Source organism: Ruegeria sp. BHSA191 (assembly GCF_059613325.1).
In genome coordinates, this window is record NZ_JBXWSH010000019.1 from 44183 (window position 1) to 64001 (window position 19819).

Below are 19819 nucleotides of genomic sequence, written 5' to 3' on the forward strand. Positions count from 1 at the left end.
CCCATGTCTGATGTCCCATCGGGGTCAGTCCGCTGTCAACAGTGGCGGTTTGTTGCCGGAAATCCGCGGGTTTTCAGGGCCGAGAATCTCCAGATCCAACTCGCCCTTCTTGACCGACACGCGAACCACGCCGCCCTTTGCCAGCTTGCCAAACAACAGCTCTTCGGCCAGGGGCTTCTTGATGTGCTCCTGGATCACGCGACCCAATGGGCGGGCGCCCATCTTGTCGTCATAGCCCTTGTCAGCCAGCCATTCGGCAGCCTTCGGGGTCAGGTCGATGGTCACGCCACGATCCAGCAACTGCGCCTCGAGCTGCAGAACGAATTTCTCGACCACCTGCAGGATGACCTCTTTCGGCAGCGGGGCGAACGAGATCACCGCGTCCAGACGGTTGCGGAATTCGGGCGTGAATGTCCGTTCGATGGCGGCCGTATCCTCGCCCTCGCGCCGGTCGCGGCCAAAGCCGATGGCGGCCTTAGCCTGTTCCTGCGCGCCCGCGTTCGAGGTCATGATCAGAACCACGTTGCGGAAATTCACCGTCCGGCCGTTGTGATCGGTCAGCTCGCCGTGGTCCATCACCTGCAGCAGGATGTTGAACACGTCCGGGTGGGCCTTCTCAATCTCGTCCAGCAGCAGCACGCAATGCGGGTGCTGGTCGACGCCGTCGGTCAGCAGTCCGCCCTGATCGAAGCCGACATAACCCGGAGGCGCGCCGATCAGACGGCTGACCGCGTGTTTCTCCATGTATTCCGACATGTCGAAACGCAGCAGTTCCACGCCCAGTTGGTCGGCCAGCTGCTTGGCGACCTCGGTTTTGCCGACACCGGTCGGACCAGCGAACAGGTAGTTGCCGATGGGTTTTTCCGGTTCGCGCAGACCGGCCCGCGCCAGCTTGATCGCGCTGGACAGAGCTTCGATTGCCTGATCCTGCCCGAACACCACCCGTTTCAACGAGTTCTCAAGGTCCTTCAGAACCTCGGCATCGTCCTTTGTGACGTTCTTGGGCGGGATGCGTGCGATCTTGGCCACCACGGCCTCGATCTCCTTGACGCCGATGGTCTTGCGCCGTTTGCTTTCGGCCACCAGATGCTGAGCGGCACCAGCCTCGTCGATCACGTCGATCGCCTTGTCGGGCAGCTTGCGGTCGTTGATGTAACGTGCGGACAGCTCGACCGCGGTCTTGATCGCGTCGGCGGTGTATTTGATGTCGTGATGCTTTTCGAAATAGGGTTTGAGGCCGCGCAGGATCTTCACGCTGTCCTCGACCGAGGGTTCGTTCACGTCGATCTTCTGGAACCGGCGCGACAGCGCGCGGTCCTTCTCAAAGTGCTGTCGGAACTCCTTGTAGGTGGTCGAGCCCATGGTGCGCAGCTTGCCGCCCTGCAACGCGGGTTTCAGCAGGTTCGAGGCATCCATGGCCCCGCCCGACGTGGCACCCGCACCGATCACGGTGTGAATCTCGTCGATGAACAGCACGGCGTCGGGGTGGTCCTCAAGCTCGGTCACCACGGCCTTGAGCCGCTCTTCGAAATCGCCGCGATAGCGCGTGCCGGCCAGCAGCGCGCCCATGTCCAGCGAATAGATGGTCGTGTTCGACAGCACCTCGGGCGCGTCGCCCTGAACGATCTTGTAGGCCAGTCCTTCCGCAATCGCCGTCTTGCCCACACCCGGATCACCCACCAGCAGCGGGTTGTTCTTGCGTCGGCGGCACAGAACCTGAATGCAGCGCTCGACCTCGTCGGCGCGACCGATCAGCGGATCGACATCGCCTGCGCGGGCCTTGGCGTTCAAGTCCACGCAATACTTGCCCAGCGCGCTTTCCTTCTGGTCGGCTTCGCCGGCAGAGGACTGGGTTTCCTCTTCGCCCTGATCAGCCCCGGTGACCGGGCGATTTTCGCCATAGGCCGGGTCCTTGGCCACACCATGCGCGATGAAATTCACCGCGTCATAGCGGGTCATGTCCTGCTCTTGCAGGAAATAGGCGGCGTTGCTTTCACGCTCGGCGAAAATGGCCACCAGCACGTTCGCACCGGTCACCTCGGTCCGACCCGAACTTTGGACATGAATCGCCGCTCGCTGGATCACGCGCTGGAATGCCGCGGTCGGCACCGCCTCGGACCCGTCGATGTCGGTGACGAGGTTCGACAGGTCTTCGTCTATGAATTCGACCAAAGACCGGCGCAATTCTTCCAGATCCACGCTGCACGCCTTCATGACGCGCACCGCGTCGGGCTCCTCAAGCAACGCCAGCAGAAGGTGTTCCAGTGTTGCGAATTCGTGACGCCGTTCGTTCGCCGCCGCCAGGGCCGCATGGATGGCTTGTTCAAGTGTGCTCGAGAATGAAGGCACGCGGGTGCTCCTCTAGTATTGGGCCGGACAGGGGGTTCGAGAATGGGTCGGATCCCCATCCCAACCATGACCTCATACTATTAGAGTTTGGTTGATCAGGCCGACGCTTCAAGGGTTTTCTTTCACTTGACAGTCACATTTACTGCGACCGTGTCCGTGATGAAGGGCATTTAGGCATCAAAAACGGTCTTTTCTAGCCCTGATCTCGGCAAAAACCTGGACGGGGTCTGCGCCGACCATGCCCAGATGCGCCTGAATCGCGGGATCCCTGGCGCGCAGAAACGGGTTCGTTGCCTTTTCCAGGCCCAATGATGACGGAACGGTCGGTCGGCCTGCCGCCCGCGCCGCGTCGATTTCGGCAGCGCGTCGTTGCAGGGCGGGGTTTTCCGGATCGACGGTCAAGGCAAACCGCGCGTTGGACTGGGTATATTCGTGCCCGGAACAGACCAGCGTATCGTCGGGCAGGGCGGCCAGTTTGGACAACGAGGACCACATCTGCTCGGCGTTGCCCTCGAACAGGCGGCCGCAGCCCAGCGCCATCAGGCTGTCGGCGGTGAACACCGCATGGCTTTGCGGCATGTAATAGGCAACATGGCCCACCGTGTGTCCCGAAACGTCAAAGACCTCGACAGGTTCGCCGCCGATTTCGAACAGGTCGCCCTCGGCCACCTGCATATCCAGGCTGGGAAGACGATGCGCGTCGGCCGCGGCGCCGACGACCTGGGCTGGGTGCCGGTCCAGTATGTCGGCCAAGCCATCGACGTGGTCCCAGTGGTGATGGGTCAGCAGCACATGGGTCAGGCGCCAGCCGCGTGCGTCGAGTTCGGACAAGATCGGGCCGGCATCGGGGGCGTCGATCAGGGCCGTTTCGCCGGTGGTCGCGTCATAGGCCAGAAAGGCGTAGTTGTCGCTGAGGCACGGAACGGTGACGATTTCAAGAGGCATGGCCTTTTGCCCTTTCGTTGCTAGACTGCGGCCAGCTAAGCCGATTGACCAGGTGTCCGCAATGCATCTCGATGTGCAGGATCTGAGAAACTTCTACTATCGCAGCACGTTGGGGCGGGCCGCGCAGGCCGCCATTCGTGGGCGGTTGGTCGAGTTTTGGCCCGAGGCCAAAGGACAGACGGTTGCGGGGTTCGGCTTTGCCGTTCCGCTGTTGCGTCCGTATCTGGCGGATGCGCGGCGTGTGGTGGGCTTGATGCCCGGCCCGCAGGGGGTGATGCCCTGGCCCGCGGGAATGCCCAATGTGTCGGTGCTGACCGAAGAAACCGCGTGGCCCATTGAGACCGGACATGTGGACAAGCTGGTAGTGATGCACGGGCTGGAAACCTCAGAACGGCCCAGCCAGTTGCTGGAGGAATGCTGGCGCGTGCTGGGCCCCGGCGGACGCGCCATATTCGTAGTGCCCAACCGGGCCGGGCTGTGGTCACGGACCGATCGCACGCCGTTCGGGTATGGCCACCCGTACTCGGCGACCCAGTTGGACAAACAGCTGCGGGCTCACCATTTCCTGCCCGAAAAACACTGCTCGGCCCTCTACATGCCGCCGTCGTTTCGGCGCTTCTGGCTGCGCTCGGGCAGTCTGATCGAGAAAGCCGGCCAGCGCATTCCGACGATCATGGCCGGCGGGGTGCTGATGGTCGAGGCCGGCAAGCAGGTGTTTCCTCCCAGCGGCAGCGTCACGAAAGATCGGCAAAAACGCCCGATCAAAGCGCTGGACGGGCTGTTGAAGCCGGCGTGATGGCCTAGGCGCGGAAGGTCAGGCACAGAGGCGAAAAGCTGAGGGAAATCGGCCACAGGAATCGCAAAAACCCGCAACCTGGTAACATTTTTCACCGCGCTAGATGGGTTCAAAGGGTCGCACTTGACGTAAGTGCATGAAATCAAAGGTTTTGTGGATAAACTGCCATCCGGCATAACATATTGCTAGGTTGGATTGGCTCTGCTACATCCCCGGTGATTTTGATCCCCGCCCTTCAAGGACGGGGTTTCTTCACGCCCCCGGGCTGGCTGTTGCCGTGCAAATCCGGGGCCTAAAATATCGGAAGGGTGGACGTGTCCGAACCAGCTTCGATTTCCACGGGCATCGCCAAGCGCTATGCCACGGCGATCTTCGAGATCGCAAAAGAGAACAATGACCTTGCGGGCCTGGAATCCGGCATCAACGACCTGTCGGAGGCCCTGAGCGAAAGCGCCGAGTTGCGCGACGTGATTTCTTCACCTTTGATTTCGCGCGCCGACCAGCAGAAGGCGATCACTGCCGTTGCCGAAAAGATGGGGCTGAACCCGATCCTGCGCAACACGCTGGCGCTGATGGCGCAGAAACGCCGGCTGTTCGTGCTGCCGCAGTTGATCAAGGTCCTGCGCGAGATGCTGGCCGAGGAGCGCGGGGAAATCACTGCCGAAGTCGTGTCGGCCAAATCGCTGACCAAGACCCAGCTTGAAAAGCTGTCCAAGACACTGTCCGAGCGCGTGGGCAAGGACGTGACCATCCATGCGACCGTCGATGAAAGCCTCATCGGTGGTCTTGTCGTCAAAGTGGGCTCGCAGATGATCGACAGCTCGATCCGCTCCAAGCTCAACTCCCTACAGAATGCAATGAAAGAGGTCGGATAAATGGGTATCCAAGCTGCAGAGATTTCTGCGATCCTGAAGGACCAGATCAAGAATTTTGGTCAAGAAGCCGAAGTGGCCGAAATCGGCCGTGTGCTGAGCGTCGGTGACGGTATCGCCCGTGTGTACGGCCTGGACAACGTGCAAGCAGGCGAGATGGTCGAGTTCCCCGGCGGCATCATGGGCATGGCGCTGAACCTCGAGGCCGACAACGTCGGTGTCGTGATCTTCGGCTCGGACCGTGACATCAAGGAAGGTGACACCGTCAAGCGCACCAAGTCGATCGTGGACGTTCCGGTTGGTGACGAACTGCTGGGCCGCGTCGTTGACGGCCTGGGCAACCCGCTGGACGGCAAGGGCCCGATCAATGCCAAGCAGCGCGGCGTCGCCGACGTCAAGGCGCCGGGCATCATCCCGCGTAAATCGGTGCACGAGCCGATGGCGACCGGCCTGAAGTCGGTTGACGCTATGATCCCGATCGGCCGCGGCCAGCGCGAGCTGATCATCGGTGACCGTCAGACCGGCAAGACCGCCGTGGCTCTGGACACCATCCTGAACCAGAAGGTCTACAACGACGCCGCCGGCGACGATGAATCGAAAAAGCTGTACTGCGTCTATGTGGCCATCGGCCAGAAGCGTTCGACCGTGGCCCAGCTGGTGAAGAAACTGGAAGAATCCGGCGCCATCGAATACTCGATCGTCGTGGCCGCAACCGCGTCCGACCCGGCGCCGATGCAGTTCCTGGCACCCTATGCCGCAACCGCGATGGCTGAATACTTCCGCGACAACGGCCGCCACGCCCTGATCATCTACGATGACCTGTCGAAACAGGCCGTCGCCTATCGTCAGATGTCGCTGCTGCTGCGCCGTCCGCCGGGGCGTGAAGCCTATCCGGGCGACGTTTTCTACCTGCACTCGCGCCTGCTGGAGCGTTCGGCCAAGCTGAACGAGGACTTCGGCGCCGGTTCGCTGACCGCCCTGCCGGTCATCGAAACCCAAGGTGGGGACGTGTCGGCCTTTATTCCGACCAACGTGATCTCGATCACCGACGGCCAGATCTTCCTGGAAACCGAGCTGTTCTATCAGGGTATCCGCCCCGCCGTGAACACCGGTCTGTCGGTTTCGCGCGTGGGTTCGTCGGCTCAGACCAACGCGATGAAGTCGGTTGCCGGTCCGGTGAAACTGGAACTGGCCCAGTATCGCGAAATGGCTGCCTTTGCGCAGTTTGGCTCTGACCTCGATGCCGCAACCCAGCAGCTGCTGAACCGTGGTGCGCGTCTGACCGAGCTGATGAAGCAGCCGCAGTACTCGCCGCTGACCAACGCGGAAATCGTCTGCGTGATCTTCGCCGGTACCAACGGCTATCTCGACAAGATCGACGTTTCGGACGTTGGCCGCTATGAGGCCGGTCTGCTGGCGCATCTGCGCGGCAAGCATGCCGATCTGCTGCAGTGGATCACCGACGAAGATCCCAAGATCAAGGGCGAGGCTGCCGACAAGATCAAGGCTGCGCTGGACGAATACGCCGCAACCTTCGCTTAAGGAGACGCGGCGATGCCAAGTCTTAAGGACCTTAAAAACAGGATCGAGTCGGTCAAATCGACCCGCAAGATCACCAAGGCCATGCAGATGGTCGCGGCCGCGAAATTGCGCCGCGCCCAGGAAGCTGCGGAACAGTCGCGCCCCTACGCCGAGCGGTTCAATGCCGTGATGGCGGGGCTGGCAGCATCGGTCGGGGGCAGCGACAGCGCCCCCAAGCTGCTGCGCGGCACGGGCAGCGACGATGTCCACCTCCTGGTCGTGATGACGGCCGAGCGTGGGCTCTGCGGCGGCTTCAACTCGAACATCGCCCGCCTGGCCCGCGCCAAGGCGGACGAGCTGCGCGGCAAGGGCAAGACGGTCAAGATCCTGACCGTAGGCAAGAAAGGTCGCGACGCGCTCAAGCGTGACTATGGCGACCTGTTCGTCGGTCACATCGACCTGAGCGAAGTCAAGCGCATCGGCTATGCCAATGCGCAGGACATCGCAAAGGACATCCTGTCGCGTTTCGACGCGGGTGAATTCGACGTTGCCACGATCTTCTACGCGAAGTTCCAGAACGTCGTGACCCAGATCCCGACGGCCCAGCAGATCATCCCCGCCTCGTTCGAGGATGCCGAAGGGGACGACAGCGGCGCCGTGTTCGACTACGAGCCCAGCGAAGAGGCCATTCTGGCCGATTTGCTGCCCAAGGGGGTCGCCACGGCGATTTTCTCGGCTCTGCTTGAAAACGGGGCCTCGGAACAGGGTGCACGGATGTCCGCGATGGACAACGCGACGCGCAACGCGGGCGAGATGATCGACAAGCTGACGATCCAGTTCAACCGCTCGCGTCAGGCCGTGATCACCAACGAGCTGATTGAAATCATTTCCGGCGCCGAAGCGCTGTAGAGACAAACCGGAGACGAAACATGGCGAATGCAAAAGGCAAAGTCACACAGATCATCGGGGCCGTCGTCGACGTGCACTTCGACGATCAGCTGCCTGAAATTCTGAACGCGCTGGAAACTGAAAACAACGGCAAGCGCCTGGTGCTGGAAGTTGCCCAGCACCTGGGTGAGAACACCGTCCGTACCATCGCGATGGACGCAACCGAAGGCTTGGTCCGCGGGGCCGAGGTTGTTGACACCGGCGCACCGATCTCGGTGCCGGTCGGCAACGCCACCCTGGGCCGCATCCTGAACGTGGTCGGCGAGCCGATCGACGAAAAAGGCCCGGTCGAAGCGACTGAAACCCGCGCCATCCACCAGCCCGCCCCCTCGTTCGACGAACAGTCGACCGAGTCGGAAATCCTGGTCACCGGCATCAAGGTCGTTGACCTGCTGGCCCCCTACGCCAAAGGCGGTAAGATCGGTCTGTTCGGCGGCGCCGGTGTGGGCAAGACCGTTCTGATCATGGAGCTGATCAACAACATCGCGAAAGTGCACTCGGGCTTCTCGGTGTTCGCCGGTGTTGGTGAACGGACCCGTGAAGGGAACGACCTGTACCACGAGATGATCGAATCTAACGTCATCAAGCCCGACAACCTGTCGGAAAGCCAGGTGGCCCTGGTCTACGGCCAGATGAACGAGCCTCCGGGGGCGCGTGCCCGTGTTGCTCTGACCGGTCTGACCCTAGCCGAGCAGTTCCGCGACCAGTCCGGTACCGACGTTCTGTTCTTCGTCGACAACATCTTCCGCTTCACGCAGGCGGGCTCCGAGGTGTCGGCTCTGCTGGGTCGTATTCCTTCGGCTGTGGGCTACCAGCCGACGCTGGCCACCGACATGGGCGCCCTGCAGGAACGCATCACCTCGACCAAGAAGGGCTCGATCACGTCGGTGCAGGCGATCTACGTGCCCGCGGACGACTTGACCGACCCTGCGCCGGCAACCTCGTTCGCGCACCTGGACGCAACCACCGTTCTCAACCGTGCGATCTCGGAAAAGGGTATCTACCCGGCCGTGGACCCGCTTGACTCGACCTCGCGCTTGCTTGACCCGGCCATCGTCGGTGAGCGTCACTACAAGGTTGCGACCGACGTTCAGCAGATCCTCCAGCGCTACAAGTCGCTGCAGGACATCATCGCCATCCTCGGCATGGACGAACTGTCGGAAGAGGACAAGCTGACCGTGGCCCGCGCCCGTAAGATCGAGCGCTTCCTGTCGCAGCCGTTCGACGTGGCCGAAGTCTTCACCGGTTCGCCGGGTGTTCAGGTTCCGCTGGAAGTTACCATCGACTCGTTCGAGCGTGTCGTGGCCGGCGAATTCGACCACCTGCCCGAAGCGGCCTTCCTGATGGTTGGTGGCATCGATGAAGTGATCGCCAAAGCCGAGAAGATGGCCGCAGCAGCTGCCTAAGGAGTATCCCCGATGGCAAACACGATGCAATTCGACCTCGTCAGCCCGGAGCGGAGCCTTGCTTCGCTTCAGGCCAGCGCGGTCCAGATTCCCGGCGCGGACGGGGACATGACGGCGATGCCCGATCATGCCCCCACGATCACCACGCTGCGTCCGGGCATCCTGAAGGTCGAAGCGCCCGAAGGGACCAGCGAATACCTGGTCACCGGCGGGTTTGCCCAGATCAACGGCGATGCCCTGTCGGTGCTGGCCGAAAAGGCCATCCCGGTTGACGAAGTGACCCGCACCCATCTGGACGAGCTGATTGCCGAGGCACGCGCCTCGCACGAGGCGGCGAAGGAAAACGGCGAGCAGACCATTGTCGACGAGGCAGCCAAGCTGTTGGCCGACATGGAAGCGCTGGGAACGCATATGAGCCTGTAAGGCCACTGCACTATCGGAATTGGAAACGGCCCTGCTGCTGCGGGGCCGTTTTTTTGTCGTGATTTTGTCAGGGTGCAGGGCTAAGCTTCGGAAATTCAAGCCAAAGAAGAATGATGAAGAAATTTCTGACTCACCCTATTGGAATTGACCAAGGCGAGACGGTCTTGTTTTCGGAATTCGCCGACGGCGGCGATATGTGGACAGGCGAAGGGCCGCGCGAGCGGCGCGCCGCCATTCGCTTCAACGAAGCTTTCCGCTCGGCCCCGGTCGTGCAGATTGGCGTTTCTCTTTGGGATGTCGATACGTCTTCGGCGCTGCGCGCCGAATTGTTGGCCGAGAACATCACCCCGCAAGGTTTTGACGCTGTGTTTCGCACATGGTCCGACACCCGCATCGCCCGAATTCGGGTCGCATGGACGGCAACCGGCGAGGTTTCGCATCCGGATGACTGGGACATCTCGTGACCGGCTTTGTCGGGCAACGAAAAAAAGCGAAAACCGGCTGAGCGGTTTTCGCTTTGGGGTCGTGAAGGTCCAGGCGACCGCCCGGTCAGCTCGTGTGGTACAGCGTCTCGTAGATCGGGGTCAGGGTTTTGTCTTCGAACAGGGACGACACTGAGGTTCCGTTCCAGATGTTCAGGATCGCCTGAGTAAAGATCGGCGCGGTCGGAACCGTGCGGATGTTCTTGGCATCCTGGATTTCCTTGGTGGGCTGGATCGTGTCGGTCAGAACCAGCGATTTCATCGCCGAGTTCGATACCCGCTCGACGGCGGGGCCGCTCATGACGCCATGGGTGATGTAGGAATGCACTTCCTTGGCCCCGTTGTCCATCAGGACCTGCGCCGCCTTGCACAGGGTCCCGGCGGTGTCGCAGATGTCATCCACGATCAGGCAGATCTTGTCGGTCACGTCGCCGATCACGGTCATCTCGGCCACTTCTCCGGCCTTTTCGCGGCGCTTGTCCACGATCGACAGCGGGGCGTTGATGCGTTTGGCCAGTTCGCGGGCACGGGCCACGCCGCCCACGTCGGGCGAGACGACCATGATTTCGTCCAGCCGGTCCTTGAACTGGTTCTTCACGTCCAGCGCAAAGATCGGCGAGGCATAGAGGTTGTCGACTGGGATGTCGAAAAAGCCCTGGATCTGGGCGGCGTGCAGATCCATGGTCAGAACCCGCTCGATCCCGGCACCGGTCAGCATGTTGGCCACCAGTTTGGCGCTGATCGGGGTGCGGGCCTTGGTGCGGCGGTCCTGACGAGCGTAGCCGAAATAGGGGATCACAGCCGTGATCCGACGCGCCGAAGACCGGCGCAATGCGTCGGCGATGATCAGCAGCTCCATCAGGTTGTCATTGGCCGGGTTCGAGGTCGGCTGGATGATGAACATGTCCTCGCCGCGGACGTTTTCGAACACCTCGACGAAGATTTCTCCGTCGTTGAAGCGTTCGACGCGGGCATCGACCAACCCCTGCTCGACACCGCGGTGCAGGCTCATGCGGCGTGCAATGGATTCGGCAAGCGGAAGGTTTGCGTTCCCAGCGATAAGCTTGGGTTCGTGACGTGTCGGCATCGGCTGAGGTCCCCGGGCAGCAGTGGCAATGTGACAGATTCGTGATGTTGACACCGCTTAGCATGGCCTTAACGTCACGCAAAGATAACAGGGTGGAGAAAGTGCACATGGCCGACATTGAATACTTTTTTGCGACACTGTCGCCCTATTCCTACCTCGCCGGACTGCGGCTGGAGGAGATCGCGGCCAAGCACGGCGCCACTATCGCGTACAAGCCTGTTGACATCATAGCGCTGTTCGGGCGCACCGGCGGCGTGCCCCCCAAGGACCGCCACCCGTCGCGCATCGAGTATCGTGCGCAGGAACTGGTGCGCCAAGCCAAGAAGACGGGCCTGCCGTTCAACCTGCAACCTGCACATTGGCCGACCAACGCAGCGCCGTCCTCATACGCCATCATCGCGGCCATTCAGGATGGATCGGGCGACGTGGGCAAACTGTGCCATTCCTTTCTGCGCGCCTGCTGGGCCGAGGACAGGGACATCGCGCAGGATGACGTGATCCGCGACTGTCTGGCCGGGGCGGGCTTTGACCCGGCGCTGGCCGACAGCGGCCTGCTGATCGGGGCCGAGACCTACGCCGCCAATCTCGAAGAAGCGGTGGACCGCGGCGTGTTTGGCGCGCCTTTCTACATCACGCAAGACGACCAAAGGTTCTGGGGGCAGGACCGGCTTGAGGATCTGGACCAGCATCTGGCGACGCTCAAGGCATGACCAAGGCCAAGCCCGTGCTGCCGCCCGTTCACGTTCGCACTCTTGGGGCGGGCACCCGAAAGGTGCTGGCGCTGCATTGTACGATCGCGCATTCCGGTGCGTGGTCGGGTCTGGCGGCCGCTTTGGGCAACCGAGCCACGCTGATCGCACCCGACATGCTGTCGCACGGGCGCAGCCCGGATTGGGACGGGCAGGGAGATTTCTTCGACCTGACCACAGCCCTGTCGCGGGCGCAGCTGAGCGAGCCGATGGACGTGATCGGGCATAGTTTCGGTGCGATGGTCGCGCTGCGGCTGGCCATCGAATACCCGGACCTGGTGCGCAGCGCCGTTCTGATCGAACCCGTGTTCTTTGCCGTCGCCCACCAAGACGCGCCTGCGCTTGCGGCGCAACACGCGGCCGAGTCTCAGCCCTACAAAGCCGCCCTTGCTGAAGGCGACGCGCCCCGGGCCGCCCGCCTGTTCAACCGCATGTGGGGCACGACCGACCGTAGCCCGCGCTGGCCGGATCTGCCCGAGCGGACCCGAAATGCGATGATCCGGGGTGTTGGCGTGGTTGGCGCGGTCGAGGGGCCGCTGTTCCGCGATACCACTGGCCTGCTGGCCCCGACGGCCATGGCGCGGGCTACGATGCCGATCCTGCTGCTGCATGGTTCGGCCTCGCACCCGATCATGGCGGTGGTCAATGCCGGGCTGCGCGCCCGCTTGCCCGATGCCCGGCTGGCTGTTCTTGAGGGGGCAGGGCACATGCTGCCCATCTCGCACCCGGGCGAGACGGCAGCGCAGGTCGAGGCGTTCTGGCGCGCCTAGAGCAGCGCCAGGAACCGGTCGATTTCTTCGGTCGGTGTCGACCAGTCGCAGACGAACCGGCAGGCGAGCATCTCGTCCTCGTCCGGGCCGTCCAGCGAGCCGCCCCACAGGTGATAGACCGCACCGGCCGCGTGCAGCCGCTTGTGCAGGCTGCGGGGAAAGCTGGCAAAGATGATGTTGGCCTGGGGTTCATGCAGAAACTGCGCACCCGCAGCCCGCAGCCCATCGGCCAGACGCGCACAGTTGGCGTTCGCCTTTCGGGCCGATCGCAGCCACAGATCATCGCGCAGATAGGTCGCCATCTGGGCCGACAGATACCGGTGCTTGGAAAACAGATGCGCCCCGCGCTTGCGGCGCAACTCGAACTCCCAGGCCTTGCTTTCGTCGAAGAAGATCACCGCTTCGACCCCCATCAGCCCGTTCTTGGTGCCGCCAAAGCTGACCGCATCCACGCCCGCCTTCCACGTCATCTCGGCCGGAGAGCAGTTCAGCGTGACCAGCGCATTGGTGAACCGTGCGCCATCCATGTGGACGGGCAGGCCGAACTCCTTGGCGACCCCGCACAGCGCTTGCAGCTCGGCCAGCGAATAGACCGAGCCCCGCTCGGTCACCTGAGTGATCGACACCGGGCCACGCTGAGGACCGTGCACGCCGCGGGTCTCTTCTGCGGCGATGGTGCGGCGCAGTGCATCCGGCTGCATCTTGTCGCCGCCCGGAACCAGCGTCAGCTTGGCGCCGGTGTAGAATTCGGGCGCGTTGCACTCGTCCTCATGAATATGCGCGACGGGCGAGCAGAATATGGTCTCCCACGGTTGCGACAGGGTCGCCAGGGCCAGCGAGTTGGCCGCCGTTCCGGTCGCCACCAGATAGACCGCTGCCCCGGGCGCCTCAAAGATGGCCCGAATCCGGTCGCGCACTTCGTTCATCAGATCGTCGGCGCCGTAAGCCATCTGATAGCCCTGATTGGCCTCGGCCAGAGCGGTCAGGACCTCGGGGTGGACGGGCCCGGAATTGTCAGAGGCGAAATGCATCAGGTTGGCTCCTCGATGATGTAGTCTTCCCACTCTTCCTCGGGCGTCTCGAATTCGGACACGGTCAGGCCCTGAACCGAAACGCCAGCGGCGTGGACGCTGTCGGGCGACCCTGACAGCAACGGGTGCCAATCGTAAAGGGGCTTGCCCTCCCACAACAGGCGGTAGGCGCAGGTCTGCGGCAACCAGTAGGCGTGTTCGTGAATGTTGTCCGGGCGCATGACGATGCATTCCGGTACGAACTGGTGGCGGATGTCATACTGGGTGCAGCGGCAAGTCGCGTCATCCAGCAGCCGGCAGGCGACACGGGTCAGGGCAACCTCGCCGCTGTCCTCGTCCTCGAGTTTGTTCAGGCAGCACTTGCCGCAGCCGTCGCACAGGGCTTCCCATTCACGCGGGGTCATCTTTTGCAGGGGTTTGCGCTCCCAAAAACGTGGGGTCAGCCCGGCGCGGTCGATCGGATCCTTGCTCATGTCGCGGCCAGGATCTTGCGCGCGCGATCGCAGTCTTCGGTCATCTGGGCGATCAGAGCATCGAGGCCGTCAAAGGTCATCTCAGGGCGCAGGAATTCGACCAGGCCCACCGAGAGGGTCGCACCATAGAGATCGCCGGAGAAGTCAAACAGGAAGGTTTCGATATTCGGGACCTCGCCATGGAACATTGGCCGCACCCCGACCGAGGCCGCCCCGTGATAGCTGCCGGCATGCGGGCCATCCAGCACGTCGACCAGAACCGCATAGACGCCGAATTTCGGGGGGTGGATTCCTTCGATCGACATATTGGCCGTCGGAAAGCCTAATTCGCGGCCGCGCTGTTCGCCGCCGATCACCTCGCCTTCGATCCGGTGCCAGTGGCCCAGCATGGCCGCCGCGTCCCGCGGGCGACCATCGCTCAGGGCTTGCCGGATCGCGGTGGACGAGACCACGTGAGCGGATTGCTGCATCAATGGGGCGATGGTGACGCCGAACCCCATCTGCCGGCCGAACTGCACCATATCCTGCGCGGTGCCGCTGCGGCCTTTACCGAAACAGAAATCGGCCCCGATCACCACATGGGCCAGACCCAAACCTTCGCAGATCACGTTGCTGGCGAATTCCTCGGGCGTCAGCCCGGCGAGCGCGGCGTTGAACGGCAGTTCGTACAGTTTCTGCACACCCAGCTTCTCCAGCCGGTGCGCACGCGCATTGCCGCGCATCAGACGAAAGGGCGGGGCTTCCGGGGCGAAATATTCGCGCGGGTGCGGCTCGAAGGTCAGAACGCCCAAGGGCGCATCGGGGCATGCCTTCCGGGCCAGATCGATCACCGACTGGTGGCCAATATGAACGCCATCGAAATTCCCGATCGCGGCGCTGGCGCCGCGGTCCTCTGGATCGACATACTTGTAGTCCCGGATGATCTGCATGGGGCTTGCCTAGCGGGACTGTCCACCGGGTTCAAGCGGCAGTTCCAGACCGGGGCTTGGCTGGTCAATAAAACCTGCCGTCAGTCGAACTTCCTCGAGGGGGCCAGAACCATGGCCTCGCCTACCAGGACCTTCTTGCCATCGACCGAGCAGTGGCAGTCCAGCTTGACTCGGCGCTTGGCAAAGTCGATGTCGATCACCTTGACCTCGGCATAGACCATGTCGCCGGGGCGGACCGGCGCAAGGAATTTGAGCGACTGACCCATGTAGACAGTCCCATGGCCCGGAAGCTGTTCGCCGATCACGGCCGAGATCAGACCAGCGGTCAGCATCCCGTGGGCGATGCGCCCTTCGAAAATCGTATCGCGGGCATAGTCGTCATCCAGATGCACCGGGTTCCGGTCGGTCGAGACCTGGGCGAACATCTCGATGTCTTCGTCCGTCACCACTTTGCGCAGGTGCCGGGTCATACCCATTTCGATGTCTTCGATACAGATCGTTCCGCGCGGAAGATTGTCCAACATGTCGCCCTCACTATGCATCGGTCCGGCAACAAAAAATCACCAACGACCCAAGATTGGTAACTTTATTACTTCGCAACTGCAGAAAATCAAGCGTTTTCTGCTTAGCGTAGGCGGCCGATCGTATAGGTTGGGTTAATCTTTTCCTTGAAAATATAATCGCTCAAGGCATCCGGATCCGGCTGGTGCGACGTTTTTGTTTCCGATGCCGCCAGCCCTCCGCTGATGAAAAGGGAATCAATGCCCTCACCCATGGCGCCCGCGATATCGGTATGCGGCCCGTCGCCGATCGCGAGGATCTCGTCGTCTGATATGTCCACTCCCAGCGCGCGAAGGCGGCGCCGTGCCAGATCGTAGATGGGCGGATGCGGTTTGCCGAAATACAGGCTCTCGCCACCCATTTCGGTGTAGAGCTTGGCCAGCGCACCGGCGCACCATTCCCGCACCTCGCCCCGGTCGACGACGATGTCAGGGTTGGCGCACAACAGCTTCAGGCTTTTCTGCTTGGCATACAGGAAGTCCGGCCGGTTCACGGCCGGATCGGCCATCGGGTCGAACGGGCCACAGCAGACGATCCCCTCGGCCTGGTCCAGCGGCACGCGTTCGATGTGGATCGGGTGATCCAGAATTTTCAGTGGCTCGAAAAAGCCCGCGTCCCGCTCCCATTCGCCCATGAAATAAACTTTTTCACCAACTGCACCGCGAAACATTGCCGAGCGCGCGGAATCACCGCTGGTCGCGATCGTGTCGTACGCATCCGAAGGAACGTTGAACTGTTTCAGTTGCTCGGCTACGCCAGCTCGCGGTTTTGGTGAATTGGTCACCAAAACCACCTTTCCCCCTTTGCTGCGGTAGGCTTTCAACGCGTCGACGGCCTCGGGGAAGGCGGTGATACCATTGTGCACGCACCCCCACAGGTCCACAAAAAGGGCTTTGTAGCGGTCGGATACCGCGTCGAGAGCAGGGATGATCTGGGTCATGATTGTCTCTTCTGGCTTGGGCCTCGCATCAACCCAAGCCTATGGCAGAGCCGGACCGAATTTGCCAGAGGGGGCTCTGCCCCCGCCGCCTTGGGACGGCTCCCCCGGGATATTTGCCGCCAGATGAAGGGCGACACCTTGACTTCATCTGGCCCAAAATATCCCGGAGCGCGAGGCAGAGCCTCGCAAATGAAATGGCACCCGCCTATCGGGAGCCAATCCTTGTGTTTCGGCGAAGTCAGACCTTCAGGTTCGGAATGATCTGCTTCTTGCGGCTCATGATTCCCGGCAGAACGACGGTGTCGCCATCAACCGAGGCGCCAAAGCTCTTCTCGGCGACGGATTTGACCAAGTCGTTGGGCACCAGCAGGGTGGCCTCTTCATTCAGGATGTCAACGACGAAGAGCAGAACCTGGTCCACGCCATCTTCCTTGGCCACTTCGAGCATCGACTGGGCGAGGCTGTCCTTGCGGTCCAGCACCACGCTCGGCGCGGTGGTTTCCAGAACGGAGACGCGGAACTTGGTGCCGTCGACTTCGTATTCCTTGCTGTCCATGCGGATCAACTCGGCGTCCGAGAAAGACGACACATCGGATTTGGCTGCGAACATTCCTGCGGCGTAGGCCGAGATGTCCAGGCCCAAGTCGGAGGCCAGCTTCTCGGCAACGTCTCGGTCATGTGTGGTTGTGGTGGGAGAGCGGAATTCGAGTGTGTCCGACAGGATGCAGGTCAGGGCGGCGCCTTTGATGGCGTCGGGCATCTTGGCGGCATCGTCGCCCATGAGGTCGATCATGATGGTTGCGGTACAGGCCTGCGGACGCACGGTGATGTCGATCGGGCCTTTGGTTTCAAGCCCGCCGACCAGCTTGTGGTGGTCGATGATGGCCCGGATATCGGCGTTGTTGACGTTGGCCGGCAACTCGGCCGGGTTGTTGGTGTCGACGATGACAACCGGAGCATCGGTCTCGACATCTCCGATGATGCGCGGCTTGGGCAGGTCCCAGCGCTGCAGCATGAAGGCGGCCTCGGTGTTGGGTTCGCCCAGCAGGACGGCCTCGGCCTTTTCGCCTTTGACTTCGTTGAGATACCAGGCCCACAGGATTGGAGATCCGGTCGAGTCGGTGTCGGGGGATTTATGGCCAAATACTTGGATGGTCATTTTGGATTCCTGATGCTGGATGTTTGCGCGCCTTATAGAAGGCGGGGCGGGCCTTGTCACCCGGCAGAAAAGGGCCTGCGACCGTTGGTCTGACGCCCGCGGCGCCTGATCAGAACGGCGCCCGGGTCAGGCTGTACCCGGCGAGTGAGAGTTGGTTCAGCAGCCCGTGCCGCCCGGGCAGGTGTCCGGCGCCAACCGCAACCACTGCGGTTTGGCTGTCAAGCGACAGAATCTTTTGCATCCAGTTGGCATTGCGCTGGACCAGCATCTGATCTTCGAAACCGGCCCATTCGCGGGCAAACACCTCGGGCGACAGCCCCGAAGCATCGCGCCCCAGAATTTTCGCCAATTGCAGGATTTCGGCGTGTTTCTCCTCGATATACGCGTTGGCCATCGTCGCCATCTGGTCATCTTCGGCCTGCAATGCATCGGCCATGCGAACCAGCGACTGCACCTGGTCTTCCAGGGGGTGGCTCTGGAAGATTGCGATCAGGTCCTCGATCCTTTCCAGGGAATATTGCGGGATCCCTCGCGCCTGCGCCAGTTCGGCCAGGCGCGCGTCCATACCGTAGTCGGCGTCGGGCATCTGCAGCATGCAAGGCGGCATGCCCAGCATCATCGAAAGGAACCAGGGCTGCATCTTGGCCGCCATCCACCCAGGTATGCCGCGCGCGGCAAGAGAGGCCGAGATCCGCGCCCAGTCCGATTCGCTCATCATCTCGATCAGGGTGGGGCCGGAGGTGATCAGAACCGGGCTAAGATCCGTCGCCAAGGTCTTTTCAAATTCAGCCATGTCGGATTGGGTGATCTCGAAATAGAATGCGTCGGCCCGGCTCAGCGTCGGGGTCAGCCGCTCGACGATCGGGCCCATGCGCGGGTCGTTGAGGTGGAGTGTGCCGATCAGGTGCAGGACCGTTTCCCCCTTGCGCGCGATCCAGTGGTTGCCTGCGGGAAATGGCGTCTGGCTGACGGCGGCCTCCAGTTCGGCGCGCGTTTCAGGCGCCATGGCCAGCCGCAGATCGTGCCCGTCGCAGTCGGCCTTGCCCACGACAGGGGACAACAGAAACAGTGCAAGCAGGAACAGGCGCATGGAACGATCCGATTGCAGGAAATCTCGCCCGTCCTTAGACCCCGCGCATGCGCCATGCGCAACCCATCCACTGGCATTCCCCGAGATTCCCCGTAGCATGAGCGCATGAACCGCGAGCAGGACCTCTATCCCCCGATCAAAGCGCTTCTCGAGCGCCAGGGCTACGTCGTCAAGGGCGAAGTCGGCGCGGCCGACATCGTCGCCGTCCGGGGCGCTGAGGACCCCGTCATCGTCGAGTTGAAGCTGCGATTCTCGCTGGCGCTGTTCCATCAGGCAGTAGCGCGCCAGAAGATCACCGATCATGTCTATATCGCCGTTTGCAGACCGACAGGGCGGACGGCAAGGCGCGCGCTGCGGGACAACCTGTCCCTGTGCCGGCGGCTGGGGTTGGGTCTGATGACCGTCCGCGGCGACGGTGCGGTCGATGTCCATTGTGATCCGGGGCCTTACTCGCCGCGCAAGGCCAAGCGCAAGGCTGCCGGCCTGCTGCGCGAGTTCGATCGGTTGCAGGGCGATCCGAATGCCGGGGGCGCCACCCGCCATGGCATCGTAACGGCCTATCGCCAGGACGCATTGAAATGCGCTGCCCATCTGGCCGAACACGGTGCCACCAAGGGCGCCGAGGTGGCCCGCGCCGCGCAAGTGCCCCACGCCACACGCCTGATGCGCGACAATCACTATGGCTGGTTCGAAAAGGTCGAGAAGGGCATTTACGCCCTTTCAGCCGCAGGGCGTGCGGGTTTGAAACACTGGGCCTGCAGTTGGGAAAACGATGACTAATCCGCGCTGGGCGCGGCGAAAAAAATTTTTCATCGGGATTGTTGACAGCTTCAGGGCGACCGCCTAGCTATACGCCGTTAGCACTCGCTGAGTGTGAGTGCTAACGCCTCGCGAAGCCGCGAGGAGGGGATTAACAACCTTTGAGCCTCAAGGAGCTGCAAAGATGGCATTCAAACCACTTCATGACCGGGTGCTGGTGCGCCGCGTGGAAAGCGAAGAGAAGACCGCCGGCGGTCTGATCATTCCCGACAGTGCAAAAGAAAAACCCAGCGAAGGTATTGTCGTTGCTTGTGGCGAAGGCGCCCGCAAGGACAGCGGCGAGCTGATCCCGATGGCCGTTTCCGAAGGCGACAAGATCCTGTTCGGCAAATGGTCGGGCACCGAAGTCACCGTCGACGGTGAAGAGCTGCTCATTATGAAAGAGAGCGACATTCTGGGCATTGTCGAGGCGTCGTCCGCCGCGAAGGCCGCCTGAACGCCTCGGATCATCTGAGACACGCAATTTACC

The 19819-nt window shown here is 62.1% G+C and carries 21 protein-coding genes; 11 read left to right on the top strand and 10 right to left on the bottom strand.

Going from position 1 to position 19819, the window contains the following annotated elements:
* Positions 1-24 precede the first annotated feature (24 nt).
* Together clpA and gloB are read right to left on the bottom strand one after the other, a co-directional pair.
* Positions 25-2349: an ATP-dependent Clp protease ATP-binding subunit ClpA gene (gene clpA / locus AC2FNS_RS15955; RefSeq protein WP_496678633.1), complete on the bottom strand. Its 2325-nt coding sequence runs from the start codon at positions 2347-2349 to the stop codon at positions 25-27.
* 177 nt (positions 2350-2526) lie between these two features.
* Entirely contained in the window at positions 2527-3294 is a 768-nt protein-coding gene (gene gloB, locus AC2FNS_RS15960; RefSeq protein ID WP_496711271.1) for a hydroxyacylglutathione hydrolase, read from the bottom strand.
* A gap of 61 nt (positions 3295-3355) precedes the next feature.
* On the opposite strand from gloB, the gene AC2FNS_RS15965 reads away from it, so the two are divergent.
* The 7 genes from AC2FNS_RS15965 to AC2FNS_RS15995 all read left to right on the top strand — a co-directional run bounded on the left by AC2FNS_RS15965 (position 3356) and on the right by AC2FNS_RS15995 (position 9724).
* On the top strand, positions 3356-4090 hold the full coding sequence (locus AC2FNS_RS15965; protein WP_496678630.1) for a class I SAM-dependent methyltransferase: 735 nt from the start codon (positions 3356-3358) through the stop codon (positions 4088-4090).
* Positions 4091-4404: 314 nt separating this feature from the next.
* Complete coding sequence (locus AC2FNS_RS15970; protein ID WP_496678628.1) at positions 4405-4965, top strand: F0F1 ATP synthase subunit delta; 561 nt, start codon at positions 4405-4407, stop codon at positions 4963-4965.
* Positions 4966-6504: a F0F1 ATP synthase subunit alpha gene (gene atpA, locus AC2FNS_RS15975; protein WP_496678627.1), complete on the top strand. Its 1539-nt coding sequence runs from the start codon at positions 4966-4968 to the stop codon at positions 6502-6504. It abuts the gene before it with no gap.
* Between the two features lie 12 nt (positions 6505-6516).
* Positions 6517-7392, top strand: coding sequence for a F0F1 ATP synthase subunit gamma (locus AC2FNS_RS15980; protein ID WP_496678626.1), 876 nt, complete (start codon positions 6517-6519; stop codon positions 7390-7392).
* A gap of 20 nt (positions 7393-7412) precedes the next feature.
* Positions 7413-8837, top strand: coding sequence for a F0F1 ATP synthase subunit beta (atpD, locus tag AC2FNS_RS15985; RefSeq protein WP_490359724.1), 1425 nt, complete (start codon positions 7413-7415; stop codon positions 8835-8837).
* A gap of 12 nt (positions 8838-8849) precedes the next feature.
* A complete protein-coding gene (locus AC2FNS_RS15990; RefSeq protein WP_170365421.1) occupies positions 8850-9260 on the top strand; it encodes a F0F1 ATP synthase subunit epsilon in 411 nt (136 codons plus the stop codon).
* 113 nt (positions 9261-9373) lie between these two features.
* Positions 9374-9724, top strand: a complete 351-nt coding sequence (locus AC2FNS_RS15995) for an H-type lectin domain-containing protein (protein WP_496678624.1) — start codon at positions 9374-9376, stop codon at positions 9722-9724.
* Between the two features lie 85 nt (positions 9725-9809).
* On the opposite strand, the gene AC2FNS_RS16000 is transcribed toward AC2FNS_RS15995, so the two are convergent.
* Positions 9810-10829, bottom strand: a complete 1020-nt coding sequence (locus tag AC2FNS_RS16000) for a ribose-phosphate pyrophosphokinase (RefSeq protein WP_496678622.1) — start codon at positions 10827-10829, stop codon at positions 9810-9812.
* Positions 10830-10936: 107 nt separating this feature from the next.
* Here AC2FNS_RS16000 and AC2FNS_RS16005 point away from each other — a divergent pair, with 107 nt between their 5' ends.
* A complete protein-coding gene (locus tag AC2FNS_RS16005) occupies positions 10937-11539 on the top strand; it encodes a 2-hydroxychromene-2-carboxylate isomerase (protein ID WP_496711270.1) in 603 nt (200 codons plus the stop codon).
* Positions 11536-12348 carry an alpha/beta fold hydrolase gene (locus AC2FNS_RS16010; RefSeq protein ID WP_496711269.1) on the top strand — a complete coding sequence of 271 codons (813 nt, stop codon included), beginning with the start codon at positions 11536-11538 and terminating at the stop codon, positions 12346-12348. Before AC2FNS_RS16005 ends, AC2FNS_RS16010 begins: the two co-directional genes overlap by 4 nt.
* Here the strand turns inward: AC2FNS_RS16010 and AC2FNS_RS16015 are convergent.
* From AC2FNS_RS16015 to AC2FNS_RS16045, 7 genes are all read right to left on the bottom strand, one after another.
* A complete protein-coding gene (locus AC2FNS_RS16015; protein ID WP_496797483.1) occupies positions 12345-13379 on the bottom strand; it encodes a threonine aldolase family protein in 1035 nt (344 codons plus the stop codon). The two genes, AC2FNS_RS16010 and AC2FNS_RS16015, sit on opposite strands and share 4 nt — an antisense overlap.
* A complete protein-coding gene (locus AC2FNS_RS16020) occupies positions 13379-13852 on the bottom strand; it encodes a YcgN family cysteine cluster protein (RefSeq protein WP_496678614.1) in 474 nt (157 codons plus the stop codon). The genes AC2FNS_RS16015 and AC2FNS_RS16020 overlap by 1 nt, the downstream gene beginning before the upstream one ends.
* Positions 13849-14781, bottom strand: coding sequence for a bifunctional riboflavin kinase/FAD synthetase (locus AC2FNS_RS16025; RefSeq protein WP_496678612.1), 933 nt, complete (start codon positions 14779-14781; stop codon positions 13849-13851). Before AC2FNS_RS16025 ends, AC2FNS_RS16020 begins: the two co-directional genes overlap by 4 nt.
* An 80-nt stretch (positions 14782-14861) precedes the next feature.
* Entirely contained in the window at positions 14862-15305 is a 444-nt protein-coding gene (locus AC2FNS_RS16030) for a MaoC family dehydratase (protein WP_005981529.1), read from the bottom strand.
* A gap of 101 nt (positions 15306-15406) precedes the next feature.
* On the bottom strand, positions 15407-16282 hold the full coding sequence (locus AC2FNS_RS16035) for a TIGR01459 family HAD-type hydrolase (RefSeq protein ID WP_496711268.1): 876 nt from the start codon (positions 16280-16282) through the stop codon (positions 15407-15409).
* 238 nt (positions 16283-16520) lie between these two features.
* On the bottom strand, positions 16521-17441 hold the full coding sequence (locus tag AC2FNS_RS16040) for a manganese-dependent inorganic pyrophosphatase (protein ID WP_496711267.1): 921 nt from the start codon (positions 17439-17441) through the stop codon (positions 16521-16523).
* Positions 17442-17550: 109 nt separating this feature from the next.
* Positions 17551-18531: a TraB/GumN family protein gene (locus tag AC2FNS_RS16045; protein ID WP_496711266.1), complete on the bottom strand. Its 981-nt coding sequence runs from the start codon at positions 18529-18531 to the stop codon at positions 17551-17553.
* Positions 18532-18636: 105 nt separating this feature from the next.
* On the opposite strand from AC2FNS_RS16045, the gene AC2FNS_RS16050 reads away from it, so the two are divergent.
* Both AC2FNS_RS16050 and AC2FNS_RS16055 read left to right on the top strand, forming a co-directional pair.
* Positions 18637-19311: a DUF2161 domain-containing phosphodiesterase gene (locus tag AC2FNS_RS16050; protein ID WP_496711265.1), complete on the top strand. Its 675-nt coding sequence runs from the start codon at positions 18637-18639 to the stop codon at positions 19309-19311.
* Positions 19312-19474: 163 nt separating this feature from the next.
* Positions 19475-19786: a co-chaperone GroES gene (locus tag AC2FNS_RS16055; RefSeq protein WP_496678603.1), complete on the top strand. Its 312-nt coding sequence runs from the start codon at positions 19475-19477 to the stop codon at positions 19784-19786.
* Positions 19787-19819 lie beyond the last annotated feature (33 nt).